Here is an 18,888-nt window from a genome sequence, read left to right as displayed (position 1 = left end):
GCCCACACCCGATCCACCCGGGCCGCCCTCGTTCGTCCCGTACGTCACGCACTCACCTCGCGGCACGCGCGGTAGAAGTCCTTCCAGCCGTCACGCTCGCGGACCACCGCCTCCAGGTACTCCTGCCAGATCACCCGGTCCGCCGCCGGGTCACGGACGACCGCGCCGAGGATGCCCGCCGCGACATCGCCCGGCCGCAGCACGCCGTCCCCGAAGTGGGTCGCCAGAGCGAGGCCGTTGGTCACGACGGATATCGCCTCGGCCGTCGAAAGCGTGCCGCTCGGCGACTTCACCTTCGTACGCCCGTCTGCCGTGACCCCGTCCCGCAGCTCGCGGAAGACGGTGACGACGCGGCGTATCTCGTCGATCCCCTCGGGTCCGGTCGGCAGATCGAGCGAGCGCCCGATCTGGTCGACGCGGCGCGAGACGATGTCGACCTCGGCGTCGGCGCTCTCCGGCAGCGGAAGGACCACCGTGTTGAAGCGGCGGCGCAGCGCGCTCGACAGGTCGTTGACCCCGCGGTCGCGGTTGTTGGCCGTGGCGATGAGGTTGAAGCCTCGTACGGCCTGCACCTCCTGGCCCAGCTCCGGGATGGGAAGGGTCTTTTCCGACAGGATCGTGATCAGTGTGTCCTGTACGTCCGCGGGGATGCGGGTCAGCTCCTCGACCCGCGCCGTCATGCCGTCGGACATGGCCCGCATGACAGGGCTCGGCACCAGCGCGTCGCGGCTCGGGCCGTGCGCGAGCAGCCGCGCGTAGTTCCAGCCGTACCGGATCGCCTCCTCCGGCGTGCCGGCCGTGCCCTGCACGAGCAGCGTCGAGTCTCCGCTGACGGCGGCCGCCAGATGCTCGGACACCCACGTCTTCGCCGTGCCGGGCACGCCGAGCAGGAGCAGGGCGCGGTCCGTGGCGAGGGTGGTGACGGCGACCTCGACGATGCGGCGCGGCCCCACGTACTTCGGCGAGATCACCGTCCCGTCGGGCAGCGCGCCGCCGAGCAGATACGTCGCGACCGCCCACGGCGAGAGCCGCCAGCGGGCAGGCCGGGGCCGGTCGTCCTGCGCGGCGAGCGCGGCCAGTTCGGCGGCGAAGGCATGCTCGGCATGCGGTCGCAGCGCCTCCGCCTCCCCCGCGGGGGCGGACGCGGCTGCGGGCACGGCAGCGGGCACGGACAGAGCGGACACAGCCGCGGGTTGGTTCTCGGTCGTCGGGTTTGTCGAGTTTGTCGAGGTCGTCGAGTCGACGGACACGGTCATGGAGCGATCCCCCTCCAACTCGTCCGGACGCATCTGGCCCGGATGTGATTCCTACCGTGCACCACGCCACTGACAATCGCCCCTCGCGCACCGCTGACCTGCACGAACACCGAGCGCGGGGTCGATTGTCAGTGGCGGGATCTACCTTCGATGACATGACTCAGCAGGGGGTGCGCTGGACGGCGGATCAGGTGCTGGCCCTGGCGCCTGACGCCCCGTCACGCAAGGCGGGAAGCAAACTCGGCGTCGTCGGCCCATGGTCGGAGGCGGGCAGTTCGGGCGAGGGGACGGTGTGGGGACTGTGCAAGGGGAGTGGCAGCAAGCCGTATCAGACGGTCGTCGACATCGCGGACATCACCGGCGCGGCCGGCCCGGCGTACAAGTGCAGTTGTCCGAGTCGGAAGTTCCCGTGCAAACACGCGCTCGGGCTGCTTCTGCTCTGGGCGGGCGAGGACGGGACAGTCGGCGCGGTGCCGGACGCGCAGCCGCCGGAGTGGGCGGAGGAATGGCTGGCGGGGCGCCGTAAAAGAGCGGAGACGAAGCGGACTTCGGACGCCGAGCCCAGCTCACCGGTCGCCGATCCCGAGGCCGCACGCCGCAGGGCGGAGCGACGGGCCGAGCGGGTCACGGCGGGGGTGACGGAGCTGGAGCAGCGCCTGTCCGATCTGCTGCGGGGCGGTATAGCCGCCGCCGAGCAGACGGGGTACGGACTGTGGGAGGAGACAGCGGCCCGCATGGTCGACGCGCAGGCGCCTGGACTGGCCGCGCGCGTACGGGAGTTGGGGGCCATTCCCTCCTCCGGGCCCGGCTGGCCGGTGCGGATGCTGGAGGAGTGCGCGCTCCTCCACCTCCTCGACCAGGGCTGGCTGCACCGCGAGCGACTGCCGGATGCCCTGGCGGCCACGGTCCGCTCCCGCATAGGCCTGCCCGCACCGGCGGAGGGCCCTCCGGTGCGTGACGACTGGCTGGTGCTCGCGCAGTACGACAGAGCGGACAGCAAGCTCACCACCCGCCGGATATGGCTGTACGGCGCGGAGTCCGGGCGGACGGCCCTGCTCCTGTCGTACGGAGCCGCGGGCCGCGCACCCGCGCTCGCGCTGCCGGTGGGCCTCGCGCTGGACGCCGAGCTGACCTCGTATCCGGGCGCCGGGCAGTCGCGGGCCGACCTGGGCGAGCAATTCGGCGCTCCCACGCCGACGGCCACCCGGCCGCCGGGCGTACGAACGGAAGAGGCCGCGCGCCGCTACGGCGAGGTGCTTCGGCAGGACCCCTGGCTGGATTCCTGGCCGGTGACGCTGAGCGAAGTCATACCGACCCCACACCCGGGGCCCTCCCCCGACAGCTGGCAACTGGCGGACGCGGGAGGCGACATGGCCCTGCCCATCACCGCTTCCACGGTGTCTCAAGCGGGCCTGTGGCGGTTGTTGGCACTCTCTGGAGGCGCTCCGGTGACGGTCTTCGGCGAGTGTGGCCACGAGGGCTTCACCCCTCTGACGGCCTGGCCACGCGGAGCGGGAGAGGCAGTGGCCCTGTGCTGACCATCACGGGGCGGCACCGCCGCCGGGCCCGCTCGGCACACAGCGGGTCCCCGTAATGCCGCAGCACCGCAACGCCCTCCGACAGCCCCAGGACGGCACATCCAAGGAAGCAGATCCAGACGAAGAACGCGAGAGACCTGAAGGACCCGAGGGACCGAAGCACCCGAAGGACCTGAAGGACCCGAAGGATCGGCGAGACCGGCGACACCGGATAGAGCCGGAGAGAACCCGTCCGGGAGAGGAGTCCACATGACCGGCACCACCGCACTCACCGAAGCGACCGTCACCCCCTGGGAAGACCTGGTCACCGCCGCGCTCCTCGGCACCGACCGTCGCACGCCCCCCGTACGCACCCAGGACAAGGACGCGCCGACCGCCCTCCTTGACGCGGCCGCGGTGCAGACCGTGCGGCGCAGAGCCGGGCTGACCCCCGCGCCCGCCGCCGCACCCCCCGAGCCCGCGGCGGACGACCCCAGGCCCCTGGTGCCGCCCTCGGCGCGGCGCAGGCTCGCCACGCTGCTGACCAATCACCCCGGCGCGAGCAGCGGAGGCCGCCGGGGAGCGGTGCCCGACCTGATGGAACTGCTGCCCCAATGGCTGGCGTTGGCCAACGACCGCGGCTTCGCGGCACCGCCCGAGCTGCTTCCGGCCCTCCTGAACGCGGCCCGCGGGCGCACGGATCTCAGGCCGCAGGCCCTCGCCTTCGCGGGCCCGCGGGCCCTGTGGCTCGCGCGGCTCAACCCGGACTGGAAGTTCGCACTCCGCTCCACTCCGGGCGGTGGCGTGGCCCTGCCCGCCCCGGAGGACACGAGGCAGGTCCAACAGCTCTGGGAAGAGGGCTTGTTCGCCGAGCGCGTCGCCCTGCTCGGCGCGGTGCGGTCCCATGACCCGGCCGCCGCACGGGACCTGCTCGCCTCCACCTGGAGCACGGAGCGGGCGGAGGACCGCCTGATGTTCCTCGACTCCCTGCGCACCCACCTGCGCGACGCCGACGAGCCGTTCCTGGAGCAGGCCCTCACCGACCGCAGCCGCAACGTCCGCGCCACGGCGGCCGAGCTCCTCTCCGCACTCCCCTCGTCCGCGCTCGCCGCGCGGATGGCGGACCGGGCAGCGTCCTGCGTGGCCATCGACCACGCGCAGGGCACGAAGAGCATGCCGACGCTCACGGTCGAGGCGCCGCACGAGTGCGACGCGGGCATGGAGCGCGACGGCGTCACCCCGAAGCCGCCGGCCGGCCGGGGCGAACGCTCCTGGTGGCTGGGCCAGTTGGTGGAGGCGGCCCCGCTCGGCACCTGGCCGGAGCGGCTCGGCGGCCGTACGCCCGCCGAGATCGTGGCGCTTCCCGTGGCCGACGACTGGCAGAGCGAGCTGCACGCCGCGTGGTGCCGCGCGGCCGTGCGGCAGCGCGACGCGGTCTGGTCCCGGGCACTGCTCGGGGTTCCCTCGTCCCCCGATGCGGCGGGACCCGGCGCGGCTTCGCTCGCCGAGCGCGCGAAGCTCCTCGCCGCGCTGCCTGCCGGGGAGCGGGCGGACTGGGTCGCGGGGTTCATCGCGACGCACGGCCTGTCCGAGGCGTTCCAGCTGCTCGGCGTGTGCGCGCTGCCCTGGTCGGAGCCGCTGGGCCGGGCGGTCGTGGATGCGCTGAACATCGCGCGGGACGCCGGGAGTTACCCCTGGAGCTTCAGCGGGGTGATGGGCCTGGCCGAGCGCTGCCTGGACCCGGCGGAGGCGGTCCGTCTCGACGTACTGACCGCGATACCGGACGAGCCGGAGGACGCGTCCCCCGGCGCGGGCGGCTACTGGTCGGAGGCCTTCCAGCGCCTGGTCAGTACGTTGCGTCTACGCGCGGCGATGCGGGCGGAGCTGGGTGCGGAGCCCGGAGAGCCGGGCGCGGCACCGGAAGTGACGGAGGTGCCGTCATCTTGAGCACCCCCATCAAGCAGCCGAGGCGGCCAGAAACCTTCACCGCCCCCTCCGCGAACCGGCGCCCGTCAGGCCCCGGCCGGCTGGCGGACGTTCGCCCGGACCCAGTCCACGATCGATGCCGTCGTCGCCCCGGGAGTGAAGATCTCCGCGACACCCTTCTCCTTGAGCGGCGCGATGTCCGCCTCGGGGATGATGCCGCCGCCAAAGACCTTGATGTCCTCCGCGTCGCGCTCCTTGAGCAGCTCGATCACGCGCGCGAAGAGCGTGTTGTGGGCGCCGGAGAGGATGGACAGTCCGATCGCGTCGGCGTCCTCCTGGATCGCGGTGTCCACCACCTGCTCGGGCGTCTGGTGCAGGCCGGTGTAGATGACCTCCATACCCGCGTCACGCAGTGCCCTCGCGATCACCTTGGCTCCGCGATCATGACCGTCGAGACCCGGTTTGGCCACCACCACGCGGATCGGACCGGCTGCCACACCCATCACTGCCTCCATGTACCGATATCCATCTGTCCAAGCACTGGCACCCCGTGCCGCACCGGCCGGGGAAGTGAACGAACGTTATCCCCAGCATCTCGCACCCGGCAGTTTCACGGTGGAGAGCGAGGGGGAAATCACACAAAGGGACACGTTCGCTGCGCGCCACTCCCGTATCCAGCGGCATTAGGACCGCCTCCGGGACGGCGCAAGGGGAGCCGCAACGAGGTCGCCGTGTCACCGCGCCGTCAGCCGCACGCCGTGGTGACGCGACACATCGGCGATCGCGCCGGTATGCGGGGCGCCATCGGCGCTGACCACGCACCGCCGTACGACCTCGCTCACGCCTCCCCACTACGGGCACACGGGGGACAGAGCCGTCCTCCCGCGTGCCGACCGGGAGGTCGACCATGACCATCACGAGGGTCCTGCCCTTTCGCCCGCCCTGCTTCCAGCTGCCCGCCAGACTGGCGGGGCTCTCCGTGGCTCTGCTGAAGGCGACCGCACTGGAGGTGGCGATCCTCGCCGGCCATCTCCTCCTCTACCCCTCGGGCATCGCCCAGGAACGCAGGATCGCCGAGCAACTGCCGTCTCCCGACGCCCCCAGGCTCCCCGCGGAGAGCCGGCCGCCGGTCGTCCTCCTGCACGGCTTCATCGACAACCGCTCGGTCTTCGTCCTCCTGCGCCGCTCCCTGGCCCAGCACGGCGGCCAGCACGTGGAGTCCCTCAACTACTCCCCCCTCACCTGCGACATCCGCACCGCCGCCGAGCTGCTCGGCCGCCACATAGAGGAGATCTGCGAGCGCACCGGCCACCACCAGGTGGACATCGTCGGGCACAGCCTCGGCGGCCTCATAGCCCGCTATTACGCGCAGCGCCTCGGCGGCGACGAGCGCGTCCGCACACTGGTCACCCTCGGTACCCCACACGAGGGAACGCGGGTCGTGCCGCTGGCCGACGCGCACCCGATCGTGCGCCAGATGCGTCCCGGATCGGACGTGATCGAGGAGCTGCGCGAGCCCGCCCCGGGCTGCCGGACCCGCTTCGTGAGCTTCTGGAGCGATCTTGACCAGCTGATGGCCCCTCTCGAGACGGCCTGCGTCAACCACCCCGATCTGATCGCACAGAACGTACGTGTCTCCGGTATCGGTCATCTCGCCCTGCCGGTGCACCCCGCGGTCGCCGCCGGAATCCGTGAGGCCCTCGATCTGGCAACACCGGGGACGGGGACCCCCGCGACAGGCACCGAGAACGGTCTGACCGTGGCCTGAGGAGCAGCTCCCGCACCCCGCAGCGAAGGCAATTTGTCGAACGGAGCTCGAACGCAGGGCCAAAGCTGTGCCCGCAGTCCGCCGAAAGGCGGCCGAATGCCCGTTTCCTGAGAGCGTGAAACCTGCCGAAGATTGTCGCGCCCGCATACCGCCGGGTACAGTCGCCGCACTGCTCTGCCCCTGCTGCCGAGGCGAAAGAGAAGTTGGTGAACGACCGTCACCCGTCGGGGAGCTCGACACCCCCGGCCTCGGCACCCGCCGACTATGCGCCCTACGCGGCGTACGACCCGCAGAGCACCGAGCACGGCGCCTACACCGGATACGACGGCTACTCCACCGGAAGCTTCGACACCACAGGCAGCTATGCGACGGCCGGCCCCGACACCGGAAGCTTCGCGTCCGACCCGCTCTTCGGCGACATGCCCGGCAGTTCGTACGACACCGGCCAGTGGTCCACCACGGGGACGCAGCAGACGCTGAACTACGACCCGTACGCCGCGCAGCACCAAGCCGCGTACGACACCAGTGGTTACGAGACCGGCAGTTACGACACCAGCGCCATGTGGTCGACCGGCGGTTATCAGCACCTCTCCGCCGACATTCCCGCGCAGCCGGGCCCTGACACCACAGGCCACTGGGACGCCACCGCCTGGAACCAGCCGCAGCACCAGCCGCAGCACCAGCCGCAGCAGACCGGCCAGTGGGAGACCCAGGCCTTCGACACCGGCGCGTACGACGCGACCGCGTGGAATTCCGGCGGCCAGGACATGACGTACGGGGCCACGGAGACGCTCGAGGCGTACGACACCCCCGAGACACATGAGGCGCACGAGGCGCACGGCGCGTACGAGGCTCAGGACACGCCCGGAGCGCCCGACACGTACGAGACGCCCGAAACGTACGAGCATTCGCCTTACGACACCGGGTCCTACGCCTCCGAGGCTCACTCCCCCGAGGCCTACGCCCAACCGACCCCCGCCGAGCACGAGTTCACCCCCGACGAGGCTCCCGCCGATGCGCTCGGCCCGGTCGAGCCGAGCCGCCGGGGAGCCGCGGGTGACGACGAGCCGCCGGTCAGGGACCGTACGCACGGCTCCCGCTCGCGGGCCCGCCGCCGCTCCCCCGCCAAGCGCTCCGCGCTCTTCACCGTCGCCGTGCCCTCCGCCTGCGTGATGGGTGTCGCGGGCATCGCCGCCGCCTCCGTGGGCGACTTCGGCGGCGGCGACGAGAAGGAGCCGCAGGCGGCATCGGCCCCGGACGCCACGTCGGTGCAGCCATCGGCCGCCAACAACAAGCTCGACACGCAGCTGGCGAACCTCTCCGCGGACGCCGGTGACTTCGCCGACCGCGCGAGCCGTACCCAGGAGCGCATCGACCTCAAGGCGGAGAAGGTCGCCGCCGAGAAGAAGGCCGCCGAGGAAGCCGCGCGCAAGGAGCGCCTGCGCCCCAAGTTCTCGCTTCCGGTGAAGCAGCACGGTCTGAGCGCGTACTACGGACAGGCCGGCATCAACTGGATGTCCGCGCACTCCGGAATCGACTTCCCGGTGTCGTACGGCACAGAGGTGCTCGCCGCCACCGACGGCACGGTTTCCACGAAGTGGAACAGCGCCTACGGCAACATGGCGATCGTGACCGCCAAGGACGGCACGGAGACGTGGTACTGCCACCTCTCCACGCACAAGGTCTCCAGCGGCCCCGTCAAGGCAGGCGATCCCATCGCCTTCTCCGGGAACTCCGGCAATTCCACAGGACCGCACCTGCACTTCGAGGTGCGCCCCGGCGGCGGCTCGGCGATCGACCCGCTGCCGTGGCTGCGCAGCCACGGCCTCGACCCGACGTAACTCCCGCCGCCGCCCGCGGCGTTACAGCTTCTCCACCGGCGCGTACCGCAGCAGGAGCCGCTTCGGCTTCGGCTCTCCGAAGTCCACCGTCGCCTCGGCGTTCGCGCCCGTCCCCTTCACTCCGACCACGGTGCCGAGGCCGAACTGGTCGTGCGTGACCCGGTCCCCGACCGCCAGCGCGACCACCGGCTTCTCCGAGGCACGGCGCGTGGCGAAGCCCTGCGCGCCCCCGCCGCGCGAGCGCGACGACGACAGGGAGGAGGCGATCGAGGCCGCGGGCCCGGAAGATGCCGGTGCGCCGACGGAACCCTTCCGCTTCCAGTCCAGGTGGGTCTCCGGGATCTCCTCCAGGAAGCGCGACGGCGGGTTGTACGAAGGCTGTCCCCAGGCGCTGCGCATCGAGGACCGTGTCAGGTAGAGGCGCTCCCGTGCGCGCGTGATGCCCACGTACGCCAGGCGGCGCTCCTCCTCCAGCTCCTTGACCTGGCCGAGGGAGCGCATGTGCGGGAAGACGCCGTCCTCCATGCCGGTCAGGAAGACGACGGGGAACTCCAGGCCCTTGGCGGTGTGCAGCGTCATCAGTGTGATGACTCCGGAGCCGTCGTCCTCTTCGTCCGGGATCTGGTCCGAGTCCGCGACGAGCGCGACCCGCTCCAGGAACTCGGAGAGCGTGCCGGACACACCTGTGGCCGCGCCTTCGCCCGCATCCTCACTGTCGTCCTCGGAGCCCGCCTCACCGCTGTCCTGCTCGAACTCCAGGGCCACGGCGGCGAGTTCCTGGAGGTTCTCGATGCGCGTCTCGTCCTGCGGATCGGTCGAGGCCTGCAGCTCGGCGAGATACCCGGTCCGTTCGAGCACGGCCTCCAGGACGACGGCGGGACCCGCGCCGGACTCGACGATGGTCCGCAGCTCTTCCATCAGCACGTTGAAACGCTTGACGGCGTTCGCCGAGCGGGCCGCCATTCCGTACGCCTCGTCGACGCGCTTCAGCGCCTGCGGGAAGGAGATCTTCTCTCGCTGCGAGAGCGCGTCGATCATCGCCTCCGCGCGGTCGCCGATGCCCCTCTTGGGTACGTTCAGAATGCGCCGCAGCGGGACGGAGTCCTCGGGGTTGGCGAGCACCCGCAGATACGCGAGGACGTCCCGGACCTCCTTGCGCTCGTAGAAGCGGACGCCGCCGACGACCTTGTAGGGCAGGCCGACGCGGATGAAGATCTCTTCGAAGACACGGGACTGCGCGTTCGTCCGGTAGAAGATCGCGACGTCTCCCGCCTTCGCGTCCCCCGCGTCGGTGAGCCGGTCGATCTCGTCGGCGACGAACTGCGCCTCGTCGTGCTCGGTGTCGGCGACATAGCCGATGATGCCCGCGCCCGCGCCCGCGTTGGTCCACAGGTTCTTGGGGCGGCGGCTTTCGTTGCGCTCGATGACGGCGTTGGCCGCGGTCAGGATCGTCTGCGTGGAGCGGTAGTTCTGCTCCAGGAGGATCGTGGTCGCGTCGGGGTAGTCCTCCTCGAACTGGAGGATGTTGCGGATCGTGGCGCCGCGGAAGGCGTAGATCGACTGGTCCGCGTCACCCACGACACACAGCTCGGCGGGGTCGTCACCCTCGCCTCCGGAGGGGCCGACCAGCTCGCGCACCAGGGCGTACTGGGCGTGGTTGGTGTCCTGGTACTCATCGACCATCACGTGGCGGAAGCGGCGGCGGTAGTGCGCGGCGACGTCCGGGAACGCGCGGAACATGTTGACCGTCGTCATGATCAGGTCGTCGAAGTCGAGGGCGTTCGCCTCGCGCAGCCGCGACTGGTACATCGCGTACGCCTGGGCGAGCGTCCTCTCGAAGCCGTCGGCGGCCTGGCCCGCGAAGGTCTCCTCGTCGATCAGCTCGTTCTTCAGGTTCGAGATCTTGGCGCTGAAGGACTTCGGCGGGAACTTCTTCGGGTCGATGTCCAGATCGCGGCAGACCAGCGCCATCAGCCGCTTGGAGTCGGCGGCGTCGTAGATCGAGAAGGAGGAGGTGAAGCCGATCGTCTTCGACTCGCGGCGCAGTATGCGCACGCACGCGCTGTGGAACGTCGACACCCACATCGCGTTGGCCCGCGGTCCGACGAGCTGCTCGACGCGCTCCTTCATCTCGCCCGCGGCCTTGTTCGTGAACGTGATCGCCAGGATCTGTCCCGGGTGCACATGCCGCTCGGCCAGGAGATACGCGATGCGGTGCGTCAGGACCCGGGTCTTGCCGGAGCCTGCGCCCGCGACGATGAGCAGCGGGGAGTCCGCGTGCACGACGGCCGCGCGCTGGTTCTCGTTCAGCCCGTCTAGCAGGGCAGCCGGGTCGAGCACGGGGCGCGGGGCGCCGCCGCGGTAGTGCGCGTCCCGGGGCACGGGCGCGTCGAACTTCCCGTCGAACAGATCATCCGGAACGGACTCCGGAGCACTGTCCTCGGGCGGCGGCGGGGGCTCTTCCTCCGAAGCCCGCGAGGGCTTGAGGTCCGCCAGGAAGCTGTCATCAAAGAGGCTGCTCATCGCCTCCCGAGTCTAGGCGGCCCCACTGACAACCCGCCCCGGGTTCCGGCCAGGTCGACCCGGCTACGCCTCGCTCGCGTCCGGTCACTCTCCGCCATGGCACGGCGTGCCCGCGTCAAGAGCTTCGTAAAGTAACGAAAATGTATCGGGCATATCGAACATCAACCTTCACACGGGCCACACGAGTTGGCTAGCGTGCTCCGCGGGCTGCTCGTACTCCCACCGGCGAACCCCGCCGGGAACGGGCGGCCTCCGCCGAGTTCGATCTCCTCGGAGCCGGGGACCCACGATGAACTTGGGGTGAATCGGTCCCGTACGAAGTACGGGACTGTAGGGCAACCTTCCGGAACCACCCGCCCGAACCCGACAGCTAACCCGGTAGGCGGTCTACGGAAGGAGTCGCCTCCCTTGGCGTCGCACCGCAAGCCGCGGACCCGCATTGCCGGCCTACGCGCCACCCCCGCCATCGGCATCACGACGGCAGCCCTCACCTCCGTGGCCCTCCTGTCACAGAGCGCGCAAGCGGCACCGTCCGCGCCGCAGAAGCCCAGTCTCGAAGAGGTCCAGAAGAAGGTCGACGACCTCTACCACCAGGCGGGCGTGGCCACCCAGAAGTACAACTCGGTCAAGGAGCGCACCGACAAGCAGCGCAAGAAGGTAGACACCCTTCTCGACGATGTGGCCAAGCGCACCGACAAGCTGAACGAGGCCCGCCAGCAGCTGGGCACGTTCGCCGCGGCGCAGTACCGCACCGGCGGCGTCTCCGAGACCGCCACGATGATGCTCGCCGACGACCCGCAGAGCTTCTTCGACCAGAACCACCTGTCGGACAGGCTGACCGCGCGCCAGAAGAAGGCGGTCGACGACTACCAGACGCAGCAGGTCTCGGCGACGAAGCAGCGCACGAAGGCCGCCAAGAGCCTGGAGACGCTGAGCGACTCGCGGGACGATCTCAAGACGAGCAAGCAGACCGTCCAGAAGAAGCTGGGCCAGGCGCGCACGCTGCTCTCGGAGCTGACGGCCGAGGAGAAGGCACGGCTCGCGGCGATCGAGAAGAAGAAGGAAGAAGAGGCCAAGCGCAAGGCCGCCGAGCTGGCGCGCAAGCAGGAGGCCGAGGCGGAGGCCAAGCGCAAGGCGGCGGAAGAGGCCGCGGCCAAGGAGCGCGAGAAGGACAAGGAGACCCCGGACTCGGGCTCCGGTTCCGGTTCCGGTTCCGACACGGGCTCCGGCACTGGCTCCGGCTCCGGCTCCGGCGACACGGACAGCGGTTACGCGACGAAGGCCGCGAAGGTGATCAACTTCGCCGAGGCCCAGATCGGCAAGCCGTACGTGTGGGGCGCCACCGGCCCCGACTCCTACGACTGCTCCGGGCTCACCCAGGACGCGTGGAAGGCCGCGGGGATCTCCCTGCCGCGTACGACGTGGGACCAGGTGAAGGTCGGCACAACCGTGAAGACCGCCGACGCCAAGCCGGGTGACCTGGTCTTCTTCTACGACGACATCAGCCACGTAGGGATCTACATAGGCGACGGCAAGATGATCCACGCCCCGAAGCCGGGTACGAACGTCCGCGTCGAGTCGATCTACTACATGCCGATCCACAGCGTGGTGCGCCCCGCGTAACCGCCGCCCACGAGAACCCTTCACACGAGAAACGGCCCTCCACGCGCGCGTGGAGGGCCGTTTTCTGCGGGTCGTGTCAGGTCCCGGGTCGTGTCAGGTCCACAGCACCGCGATGAAGATGTTCGCGACGGTCAGCAGCCCGACGGCGCCGAACATCCCCTTGTCCACCTTCTCCTCGTCCCGTTTCACATAGACCAGCGCGAGGATCACGATCAGGACGGCCATCTTGATGCCGATCTTGACGTTGTTGACGGGGTTGTCGTCCGCCTGGTTGAGGCCCACCAGGATCACGCCCGTGACGAGCATCGTGAGCGCGCCGTGCAGCATCGCGGGGCTGAAGCGGGCCGTGCCCTGACCCATCTGCTTCATCTGGGTGAGGAAGCCGCCCAGGAGGGAGGCGATGCCGATGATGTGCAGGCCGACGAAAAGATGGGTGAGTACGTCCATGGGCCCGGAGCCTAGCCGGGCCCCTATCACCACTCCGTAGCCAGGTGGGCCCCAAGCCCCGCATCGGTCACACGCGCATGCGAAGAGTGCCGACCCGACAGATCACGCAGTCACATACGGTCACCGACCCGCGCACTTCCGCCAGTTGTGCACAATCCGTCACCAACCCGTGACGGTCAGGTTTAGCGTCCTTCGTCAGGTGACCGGCTCCCCACCGCCGCCCGGACCAGGGGCGGCATCCGGACACCACCGCCGAGAATCCGGCGGCGGTCCGCTCCCCCTGTGCGGGCCGCCGCCGGAACCTTAAGGAGCCCCCTTCGTGGCAGCGCACCGCAAGCCGAAACAGCGCTCGCTCAGTGGCCATACGGCCCGCACCGCCGCCACCATCGCCCTCGCCGGGGCCGCCACGGCCACCGCCTTCGACGGCACGGGACACGCGGATCCACGCATCGGTCCGGCCGAGGTGAAGTCCAAGGTCGACGCGCTCTACCGCGAGGCGGAGGTCGCCACCGAGAAGTACAACGGCGCCAAGGAGAAGGCCGAGAAAGCGGAGAGGTCCCTGGGCGAGCTGCGGGACGAGGCGGCCCGCAAGACGGAGAAACTCAACTCGGCGCGCGAGGGGCTCGGTTCGATCGCCGCCGCGCAGTACCGCAGCGGCGGCATCGACCCGGCCGTCCAGCTCGCGCTCTCCTCCGACCCCGACCAGTACCTCGACCGCGCCGCGCTCGCCGACCGGGCGGACAGCCGCCAGGCCGCGGCCGTCACCGGCGTACAGAAGCAGCTCCAGGAGATCGACCAGCTGCGCACCGAGGCCGACGACACCCTCGCGCACCTCAAGTCCCGCCAGGCGGAGCTGAACAAGCACAAGAAGACCGTCAACGGAAAGCTCGACACGGCCAAGCGGCTCCTCTCGCAGCTCACCGGCGGCCAGCGCGCGGAGCTCACGGGCGAGGACAGGGCGTCCCGTACCGCGGACCGCGACGACGCCTCGGGCGCTCCGGCCAAGGCACCCAACTCCCGTGCCTCAGCGGCCGTCTCGTACGCCCACAAGGCCCTCGGCAGCCCATACGTCTGGGGCGCCACCGGCCCCAACGCCTTCGACTGCTCGGGGCTCACCCAGGCCGCCTACCGGTCGGCGGGGGTCGATCTGCCGCGCACGACGTATGCGCAGATCGCCGCGGGCGAACGCGTTCCGCGCTCGCAAATCCAGCCAGGTGACCTGGTCTTCTTCTACCAGGGCATCAGCCACGTGGGCATCTATGTGGGCAACGGCCAGATGATCCACGCCCCGAACCCGAGCGCGCCGGTTCGCCTCGCACCGATCAGCCAGATGCCGTTCGCGGGGGCGACGCGGGTGGTGTGAGGGGGCGACGCTGGTGGCTTGAGCGGGGGCGACGCGGGGCGTGAGAGGGCTCGCAGGCCCGCGGGTAATGTCAGGGCCATGCCCCGCCGTACGTTGCCGCCGCCCCCGCCGCCTGTCCATCTGCGCACCTGGCCGGACCGGAACGCGCTCCTGTACGACCGCGGCATGGCCCTCGAAGAACTGCGCAGACGAAGCCTTGGCGTGCACCGTCTCCTGCTGCTCTGGCTGTTCGCACTCGGCTGCGTCATCGGCTGGGCGCTCCTGACGGTGCCGTTCGGGATGATCGAGGACCACGATCCGATGGCCTTCGTGATGGGCCCGATATGCGCGGTCCTGGGCCTCGGGGCCCTCGCTCCCTCGGTGATCGGCGTCGTCGTCGGCATCCGGAACGACCGGAGGATCCGCGAACTCACCGACAGCTGGCTGGCGCTGGACAGCCACCCGGCGTCGGACTCCGCTCTGCGCTCCCCCGGCCTGAGCCTCTGCTGGCTCCTGTCGTCCCTCACCGTGTGCGCACTCGGCCTGTGGGCCTCTTTCGCGGCCGCCGCCTACGCCGAGCCCGGCCGGGACTCGTACAGCGACGTCATGCTCGGCATGGGGGCGGGCCTCATCCTGTGGCTGACGGGCCTCATCGGCATCACCAAGGCGGCGGGCCACTACCGCTGGGCGATACGGAAGTTGGCCCCCGCCCCGGCCTGACCGTCAGACCAGTCGCCGCGCCGTCGCCCACCGTGTCAGCTCATGACGGTTCGACAGCTGGAGCTTCCTCAGCACCGCCGACACATGCGACTCGACCGTCTTCACGGAGATGAAGAGCTGCTTGGCGATCTCCTTGTACGCGTATCCACGCGCGATGAGCCGCAGCACCTCCCGCTCGCGCTGCGTGAGGCGGTCCAGGTCCTCGTCGACCGGGGGCGCGTCGGTCGAAGCGAAGGCGTCGAGGACGAACCCGGCCAGGCGCGGCGAGAACACCGCGTCGCCGTCCTGCACACGGAAGATGGAGTCGACGAGATCGGTGCCGGTGATCGTCTTGGTGACATAGCCGCGGGCACCGCCACGGATGACTCCGATGACGTCCTCGGCCGCGTCCGAGACGGAGAGCGCGAGGAATCGCACAGGGCGCTCGGCGTCGGACATCAACGGCGCGCAGCGGCGCAGCACTTCGACACCGCCGCCGCCCGGAAGGTGCACGTCGAGGAGCACGACCTCGGGGCGCGTCGCGGTGATGACGGTGACCGCCTCGTCGACGTCCGCGGCCTCTCCGACGACCTCGACACCGGTGATCGTCGTCCTGCCGATCTCCGCCTGGACACCCGTGCGGAACATCCTGTGGTCGTCGACCAGGACGACGCGCGCACGGCGGCCCTCCGGGACACCGCCTGCGGCGGCACCGGCCGCGTCAGCGGTAGCATCGGCCGTCGCATCGGCGGGCTGAGTCGATTCGGGCATTCCGGCCGATGTGGTCGGTTCGGCCGACGTGTTCGGCTCGGCCGCACCGTCCGGTCCACCCCTGGGCCCCACGGGCTCACTCGCGTCGCTCATGTCGTCGCCGTCCTCTCCATCTCCAGCTCGACTTCCGTGCCGCCCCCCGGCACCGCGCGCAGCCGCGCCGTGCCGCCGTTGCGCTGCATACGGCCGATGATCGATTCTCGTACGCCCATGCGGTCGTCCGGCACGGAATCCAGATCGAAGCCGGGGCCACGGTCCCGGACGGACACGAACACCGTCTCCCCCTCGACTTCGGCGAAGACCTGCACCGCACCGCCCTCGCCACCGTACTTGGCGGCGTTCACCATTGCTTCCCGCGCGGCCTGCGTCTGCGCCGTGAGACGGTCGTCCAGCGGGCAGTCGCCGACTATGACGACCTCGATGGGGACGCCGTGCTTGTCCTCCACCTCCGCGGCGTCGCGCCGGACCGCTTCGGCGAGGGTGTCGGGCTCGTCCGCCTCGTCCTTGCCCGTGCCCTCTGGTTTGTAGAGCCATTGGCGCAGGTCGCGCTCCTGGGCGCGGGCCAGGCGGCGGACCTCTCCCGCGTTCTCGGCGTTGCGCTGGATCAGGGTCAGGGTGTGCAGGACCGAGTCGTGCACATGGGCGGCGACCTCCGCCCGCTCCTGGGCACGGATACGCATCAGCCGCTCCTCGGAGAGGTCCTGCATCATGCGCACGAGATAGGGGCCGGCGAGCAGCGCGACGCCGACGAGCACGGCGAGCGCGGCCTGCAGCACGGAGCTGAGGTGCGAGGTGGAGCCCTGCAGCACGACGATCCCGGAGACACCGGCGCCGACCAGCAGCACTCCGGCCCCCGCGCGGGCGATGGTCAGGGTGCGCCTGCGGCGGCCGACGGCCATCCAGCGGGCCCGGCGGGCGTTGTCGGCCTGGCGCCAGACCAGGGCGACACCGGCGGCGACGAGCAGGGTCGGCCAGAGATAGGCCTTGGTCGAGCTGCCCAGGTCCACGTTGCCCACGAAGACCATGGCGACGATGACCATCGCGAGCAGCGCGACGAGCTGGCCCTTGTCCGGCTTGCGGGCCACGAGTCTGCGGCGCCCGTCGGGCGACGTCTCGGCGGAGACGGCTGACGGCGGGCGCTGGGCGTCGACCCCGCCGACGCCCAGCGGCACGAAGAACCAGAACGCCGCGTACAGCAACGCACCGAGCCCGTCCGCCATGAACAGGCCGACGAAGATCAGCCGCACCCAGACGACGGGCAGGCCGAGGTGGCCGGCGAGGCCGCGCGCGACACCGCCGAGCCAACGACCGTCACCGCTGCGATAGAGCTTTCGCAGCGGCCGCTCGTCTTCGATGGATACTGCTGCGGCTTCCGGCATGTCTCCGATATTCACACGTGTACGCGGGCGCGGGCATCAGGGTCGACCCCCGAGACGTCCCTGATCTCCGACCCGGACGTCAGGGCGTGGAGGTCAGGGCAGGGGCGTGTCAGGGACGATCTCAGGGTTCGGCCAGGGTTGTCCCGACTGCCGCGGCGGCCTCCGGCCCGTCACCATGGACACATGACAGACGAGCAGCCCGCCGGGACGGGCCCACAGGCCGCGCCGCGCGATCCTCTCACCGCCACGGCGCAGGAGCCGGGCGGGCCGATGGTCGTGCGGGCCTTCCGCCGCGACCGCCGGCACAAAAAGCTGGGCGGCGTGTGCGCGGGGCTCGGTCAGCACTGCGACATGGATCCGGTGATCTTCCGGATCGGGCTCGCGCTCCTCTCTGTCACCAGCGGGCTCGGCCTTGTCTTCTACGGCTTCGCGTGGTTGTTCGTGCCCTACGACGACGAGGAGGAGAACGAGGCGCGCAGGCTCCTCTCCGGCCGGGTGGACGGCCAGGCCCTGACAGCCGTGCTCTTCGCGCTCGTCGGCTGCGGCGTCTTCCTCTCCCTGCTGAACAACGGCGGTGCGCTCACCTTCGCGGCCGTCCTCGCGCTGCTCCTCGCGGGCGCGGGGTACTGGTCGGAGCAGCGCGGCACGACCGACCCCGACCCGGTGGCGGCCCAGGCCGTGTCGGACGCCCCGCCCGAGGCGAAAGCACCGCCGGTGGCCGGCGCCCCTTCGTGGTGGCGGGACCCGATCGTCAAGGACGGCACGCACGACGGGATCTCGGGCTACTTCTGGGGGCCGGAGGGAGTGGCCGTCCAGTATCAGCCCGACCCTCCGCACGGACGCACACCGCAGCGTGCCCCCGAGGCGGCCCCTCAGCCCAAGCCGCGAGGCCCGCGCTGGATCGGCGGCTTCGTCTTCCTGGGAGCGCTGCTCGCCGGCGGTCTCGGCACCGGCCTCACATGGGAGGAGCAGCCGCTCGGCACCAGCCTGCAGACCGGCCTCGCCCTCGCGCTCGGCGTGTTCGGCATAGGCATCGCCCTCAGCGCCTTCCTCGGGCGCACCGGCGTGGGCTCGATCGTGCTCGCGGTGATCACAGCAGGGCTGCTCGCGGGCGCGGCCGCGCTGCCCAAGGACATCAGCACCACCTGGGCGGAGACGGAGTGGAAGCCGACCGCGGTGGAGAAGGTCCGGCCTCAGTACGAACTGGGGACAGGCGTCGGCACGCTCGACCTGACCCGCGCCGGCCCCGGCAAGGGCCGGACGCTGAGCACCAGTGCCGAGGTGGGAGCGGGGCAGCTGAAGGTGATCCTGCCGAAGGACAGCACGGTGAAGCTGGACATCGAAGTGGGCGTCGGCGACATCCAGTTGCCGGACGACCGCAAGGGAGACGTGGACATCGCTCCGGGCAAGGAGAAGTCGGTGACGCTGGCCCCGGTCGCGGGCGGCAAGGACGGCGGCACGCTCGAGCTGCACGTCGAAGTGGGTATCGGACAGGTGGAGGTGACCCGTGCTACGTCATGAGTTCCATCCCGGCAAGCTGGTCCTTGGCCTGTTCCTGCTGATAGCGGCCATCGCCTACGCGGGCGACGCGGGCGGCATCTGGGACACGCCGTGGTTCGTGGCGTTCCCGCTCCTGCTGGCGGGCCTGCTGCTCGGGGGCGCGGCGGCAGCGGTGTCCTACGGCATACGCGGCCGGCCCACCGCCCGCACGGCGAACCGCACCTCGGACCGCACGACGGACCGCGCGACGGACCGCACCACGGACCGCTCGGTCGACGGCTCCCGGGACGCCTAGC

At 70.6% G+C, this 18,888-nt stretch carries 15 protein-coding genes and 1 riboswitch; of the genes, 9 read left to right on the top strand and 6 right to left on the bottom strand.

Features of this window, described 5'->3' with window-relative positions; all coding sequences use genetic code 11:
- Positions 1 to 44 precede the first annotated feature (44 nt).
- Positions 45 to 1,256 carry an ATP-binding protein gene (locus E5671_RS28390; RefSeq protein ID WP_237330255.1) on the bottom strand — a complete coding sequence of 404 codons (1,212 nt, stop codon included), beginning with the start codon at positions 1,254 to 1,256 and terminating at the stop codon, positions 45 to 47.
- A 155-nt stretch (positions 1,257 to 1,411) separates the two neighbouring features.
- On the opposite strand from E5671_RS28390, the gene E5671_RS28385 reads away from it, so the two are divergent.
- Positions 1,412 to 2,794, top strand: coding sequence for an SWIM zinc finger family protein (locus tag E5671_RS28385; protein WP_160506731.1), 1,383 nt, complete (start codon positions 1,412 to 1,414; stop codon positions 2,792 to 2,794).
- Between the two features lie 249 nt (positions 2,795 to 3,043).
- Positions 3,044 to 4,720 carry a DUF5691 domain-containing protein gene (locus E5671_RS28380; protein ID WP_160506730.1) on the top strand — a complete coding sequence of 559 codons (1,677 nt, stop codon included), beginning with the start codon at positions 3,044 to 3,046 and terminating at the stop codon, positions 4,718 to 4,720.
- A gap of 65 nt (positions 4,721 to 4,785) precedes the next feature.
- Here the strand turns inward: E5671_RS28380 and E5671_RS28375 are convergent, their stop codons facing one another.
- Positions 4,786 to 5,202 (bottom strand): cobalamin B12-binding domain-containing protein, encoded by a 417-nt coding sequence (locus tag E5671_RS28375; protein WP_160506729.1) that lies wholly within the window; start codon positions 5,200 to 5,202, stop codon positions 4,786 to 4,788.
- A gap of 404 nt (positions 5,203 to 5,606) precedes the next feature.
- On the opposite strand from E5671_RS28375, the gene E5671_RS28370 reads away from it, so the two are divergent.
- Together E5671_RS28370 and E5671_RS28365 are read left to right on the top strand one after the other, a co-directional pair.
- Entirely contained in the window at positions 5,607 to 6,467 is an 861-nt protein-coding gene (locus E5671_RS28370; protein WP_160506728.1) for a lipase family alpha/beta hydrolase, read from the top strand.
- Between the two features lie 206 nt (positions 6,468 to 6,673).
- A complete protein-coding gene (locus tag E5671_RS28365; protein WP_160506727.1) occupies positions 6,674 to 8,308 on the top strand; it encodes a peptidoglycan DD-metalloendopeptidase family protein in 1,635 nt (544 codons plus the stop codon).
- Positions 8,309 to 8,329: 21 nt separating this feature from the next.
- Here E5671_RS28365 and pcrA read toward each other — a convergent pair whose 3' ends face one another.
- The gene (gene pcrA, locus E5671_RS28360; protein WP_160506726.1) at positions 8,330 to 10,831 is read right to left on the bottom strand and encodes a DNA helicase PcrA; all 2,502 of its coding nucleotides are present in this window, start codon (positions 10,829 to 10,831) and stop codon (positions 8,330 to 8,332) included.
- A 243-nt stretch (positions 10,832 to 11,074) separates the two neighbouring features.
- Positions 11,075 to 11,231: riboswitch (cyclic di-AMP (ydaO/yuaA leader) on the top strand.
- Positions 11,232 to 11,239: 8 nt separating this feature from the next.
- Between pcrA and E5671_RS28355 the strand changes: the two genes are divergently transcribed.
- The gene (locus E5671_RS28355; protein WP_160506725.1) at positions 11,240 to 12,454 is read left to right on the top strand and encodes a C40 family peptidase; all 1,215 of its coding nucleotides are present in this window, start codon (positions 11,240 to 11,242) and stop codon (positions 12,452 to 12,454) included.
- A gap of 93 nt (positions 12,455 to 12,547) precedes the next feature.
- Here E5671_RS28355 and E5671_RS28350 read toward each other — a convergent pair whose 3' ends face one another.
- Complete coding sequence (locus tag E5671_RS28350) at positions 12,548 to 12,901, bottom strand: hypothetical protein (RefSeq protein WP_160506724.1); 354 nt, start codon at positions 12,899 to 12,901, stop codon at positions 12,548 to 12,550.
- Positions 12,902 to 13,220: 319 nt separating this feature from the next.
- On the opposite strand from E5671_RS28350, the gene E5671_RS28345 reads away from it, so the two are divergent.
- Positions 13,221 to 14,264, top strand: coding sequence for an NlpC/P60 family protein (locus E5671_RS28345; protein WP_160506723.1), 1,044 nt, complete (start codon positions 13,221 to 13,223; stop codon positions 14,262 to 14,264).
- 78 nt (positions 14,265 to 14,342) lie between these two features.
- On the top strand, positions 14,343 to 14,963 hold the full coding sequence (locus E5671_RS28340; protein WP_160506722.1) for a hypothetical protein: 621 nt from the start codon (positions 14,343 to 14,345) through the stop codon (positions 14,961 to 14,963).
- A 3-nt stretch (positions 14,964 to 14,966) separates the two neighbouring features.
- Here E5671_RS28340 and E5671_RS28335 read toward each other — a convergent pair whose 3' ends face one another.
- Positions 14,967 to 15,713 (bottom strand): LuxR C-terminal-related transcriptional regulator, encoded by a 747-nt coding sequence (locus E5671_RS28335; protein WP_160510458.1) that lies wholly within the window; start codon positions 15,711 to 15,713, stop codon positions 14,967 to 14,969.
- 89 nt (positions 15,714 to 15,802) lie between these two features.
- Positions 15,803 to 17,092 (bottom strand): ATP-binding protein, encoded by a 1,290-nt coding sequence (locus E5671_RS28330; protein WP_160506721.1) that lies wholly within the window; start codon positions 17,090 to 17,092, stop codon positions 15,803 to 15,805.
- A 183-nt stretch (positions 17,093 to 17,275) separates the two neighbouring features.
- Here E5671_RS28330 and E5671_RS28325 point away from each other — a divergent pair, with 183 nt between their 5' ends.
- Both E5671_RS28325 and E5671_RS28320 read left to right on the top strand, forming a co-directional pair.
- Positions 17,276 to 18,613 carry a PspC domain-containing protein gene (locus E5671_RS28325; protein WP_160506720.1) on the top strand — a complete coding sequence of 446 codons (1,338 nt, stop codon included), beginning with the start codon at positions 17,276 to 17,278 and terminating at the stop codon, positions 18,611 to 18,613.
- Complete coding sequence (locus E5671_RS28320) at positions 18,600 to 18,887, top strand: hypothetical protein (RefSeq protein WP_202122789.1); 288 nt, start codon at positions 18,600 to 18,602, stop codon at positions 18,885 to 18,887. Before E5671_RS28325 ends, E5671_RS28320 begins: the two co-directional genes overlap by 14 nt.
- Position 18,888: the final 1 nt, after the last annotated feature.

Source organism: Streptomyces sp. BA2 (genome assembly GCF_009769735.1).
Taxonomy (GTDB): Bacteria; Actinomycetota; Actinomycetes; order Streptomycetales; family Streptomycetaceae; genus Streptomyces.
Note: the sequence above shows the minus strand (reverse complement) of the source record. Positions and strands in the feature narration are given on the sequence as shown.

Excerpts from the sequence above, each read along its gene's own strand:
- E5671_RS28390 (WP_237330255.1), bottom strand. The coding sequence starts at position 1,256 with ATGACCGTGTCCGTCGACTCGACGACCTCGACAAACTCGACAAACCCG.
- E5671_RS28385 (WP_160506731.1), top strand. The coding sequence starts at position 1,412 with ATGACTCAGCAGGGGGTGCGCTGGACGGCGGATCAGGTGCTGGCCCTG.
- E5671_RS28380 (WP_160506730.1), top strand. The coding sequence starts at position 3,044 with ATGACCGGCACCACCGCACTCACCGAAGCGACCGTCACCCCCTGGGAA.
- E5671_RS28375 (WP_160506729.1), bottom strand. The coding sequence starts at position 5,202 with ATGGGTGTGGCAGCCGGTCCGATCCGCGTGGTGGTGGCCAAACCGGGT.
- E5671_RS28370 (WP_160506728.1), top strand. The coding sequence starts at position 5,607 with ATGACCATCACGAGGGTCCTGCCCTTTCGCCCGCCCTGCTTCCAGCTG.
- pcrA (WP_160506726.1), bottom strand. The coding sequence starts at position 10,831 with ATGAGCAGCCTCTTTGATGACAGCTTCCTGGCGGACCTCAAGCCCTCG.
- E5671_RS28350 (WP_160506724.1), bottom strand. The coding sequence starts at position 12,901 with ATGGACGTACTCACCCATCTTTTCGTCGGCCTGCACATCATCGGCATC.
- E5671_RS28340 (WP_160506722.1), top strand. The coding sequence starts at position 14,343 with ATGCCCCGCCGTACGTTGCCGCCGCCCCCGCCGCCTGTCCATCTGCGC.
- E5671_RS28335 (WP_160510458.1), bottom strand. The coding sequence starts at position 15,713 with ATGCCCGAATCGACTCAGCCCGCCGATGCGACGGCCGATGCTACCGCT.
- E5671_RS28330 (WP_160506721.1), bottom strand. The coding sequence starts at position 17,092 with ATGCCGGAAGCCGCAGCAGTATCCATCGAAGACGAGCGGCCGCTGCGA.
- E5671_RS28325 (WP_160506720.1), top strand. The coding sequence starts at position 17,276 with ATGACAGACGAGCAGCCCGCCGGGACGGGCCCACAGGCCGCGCCGCGC.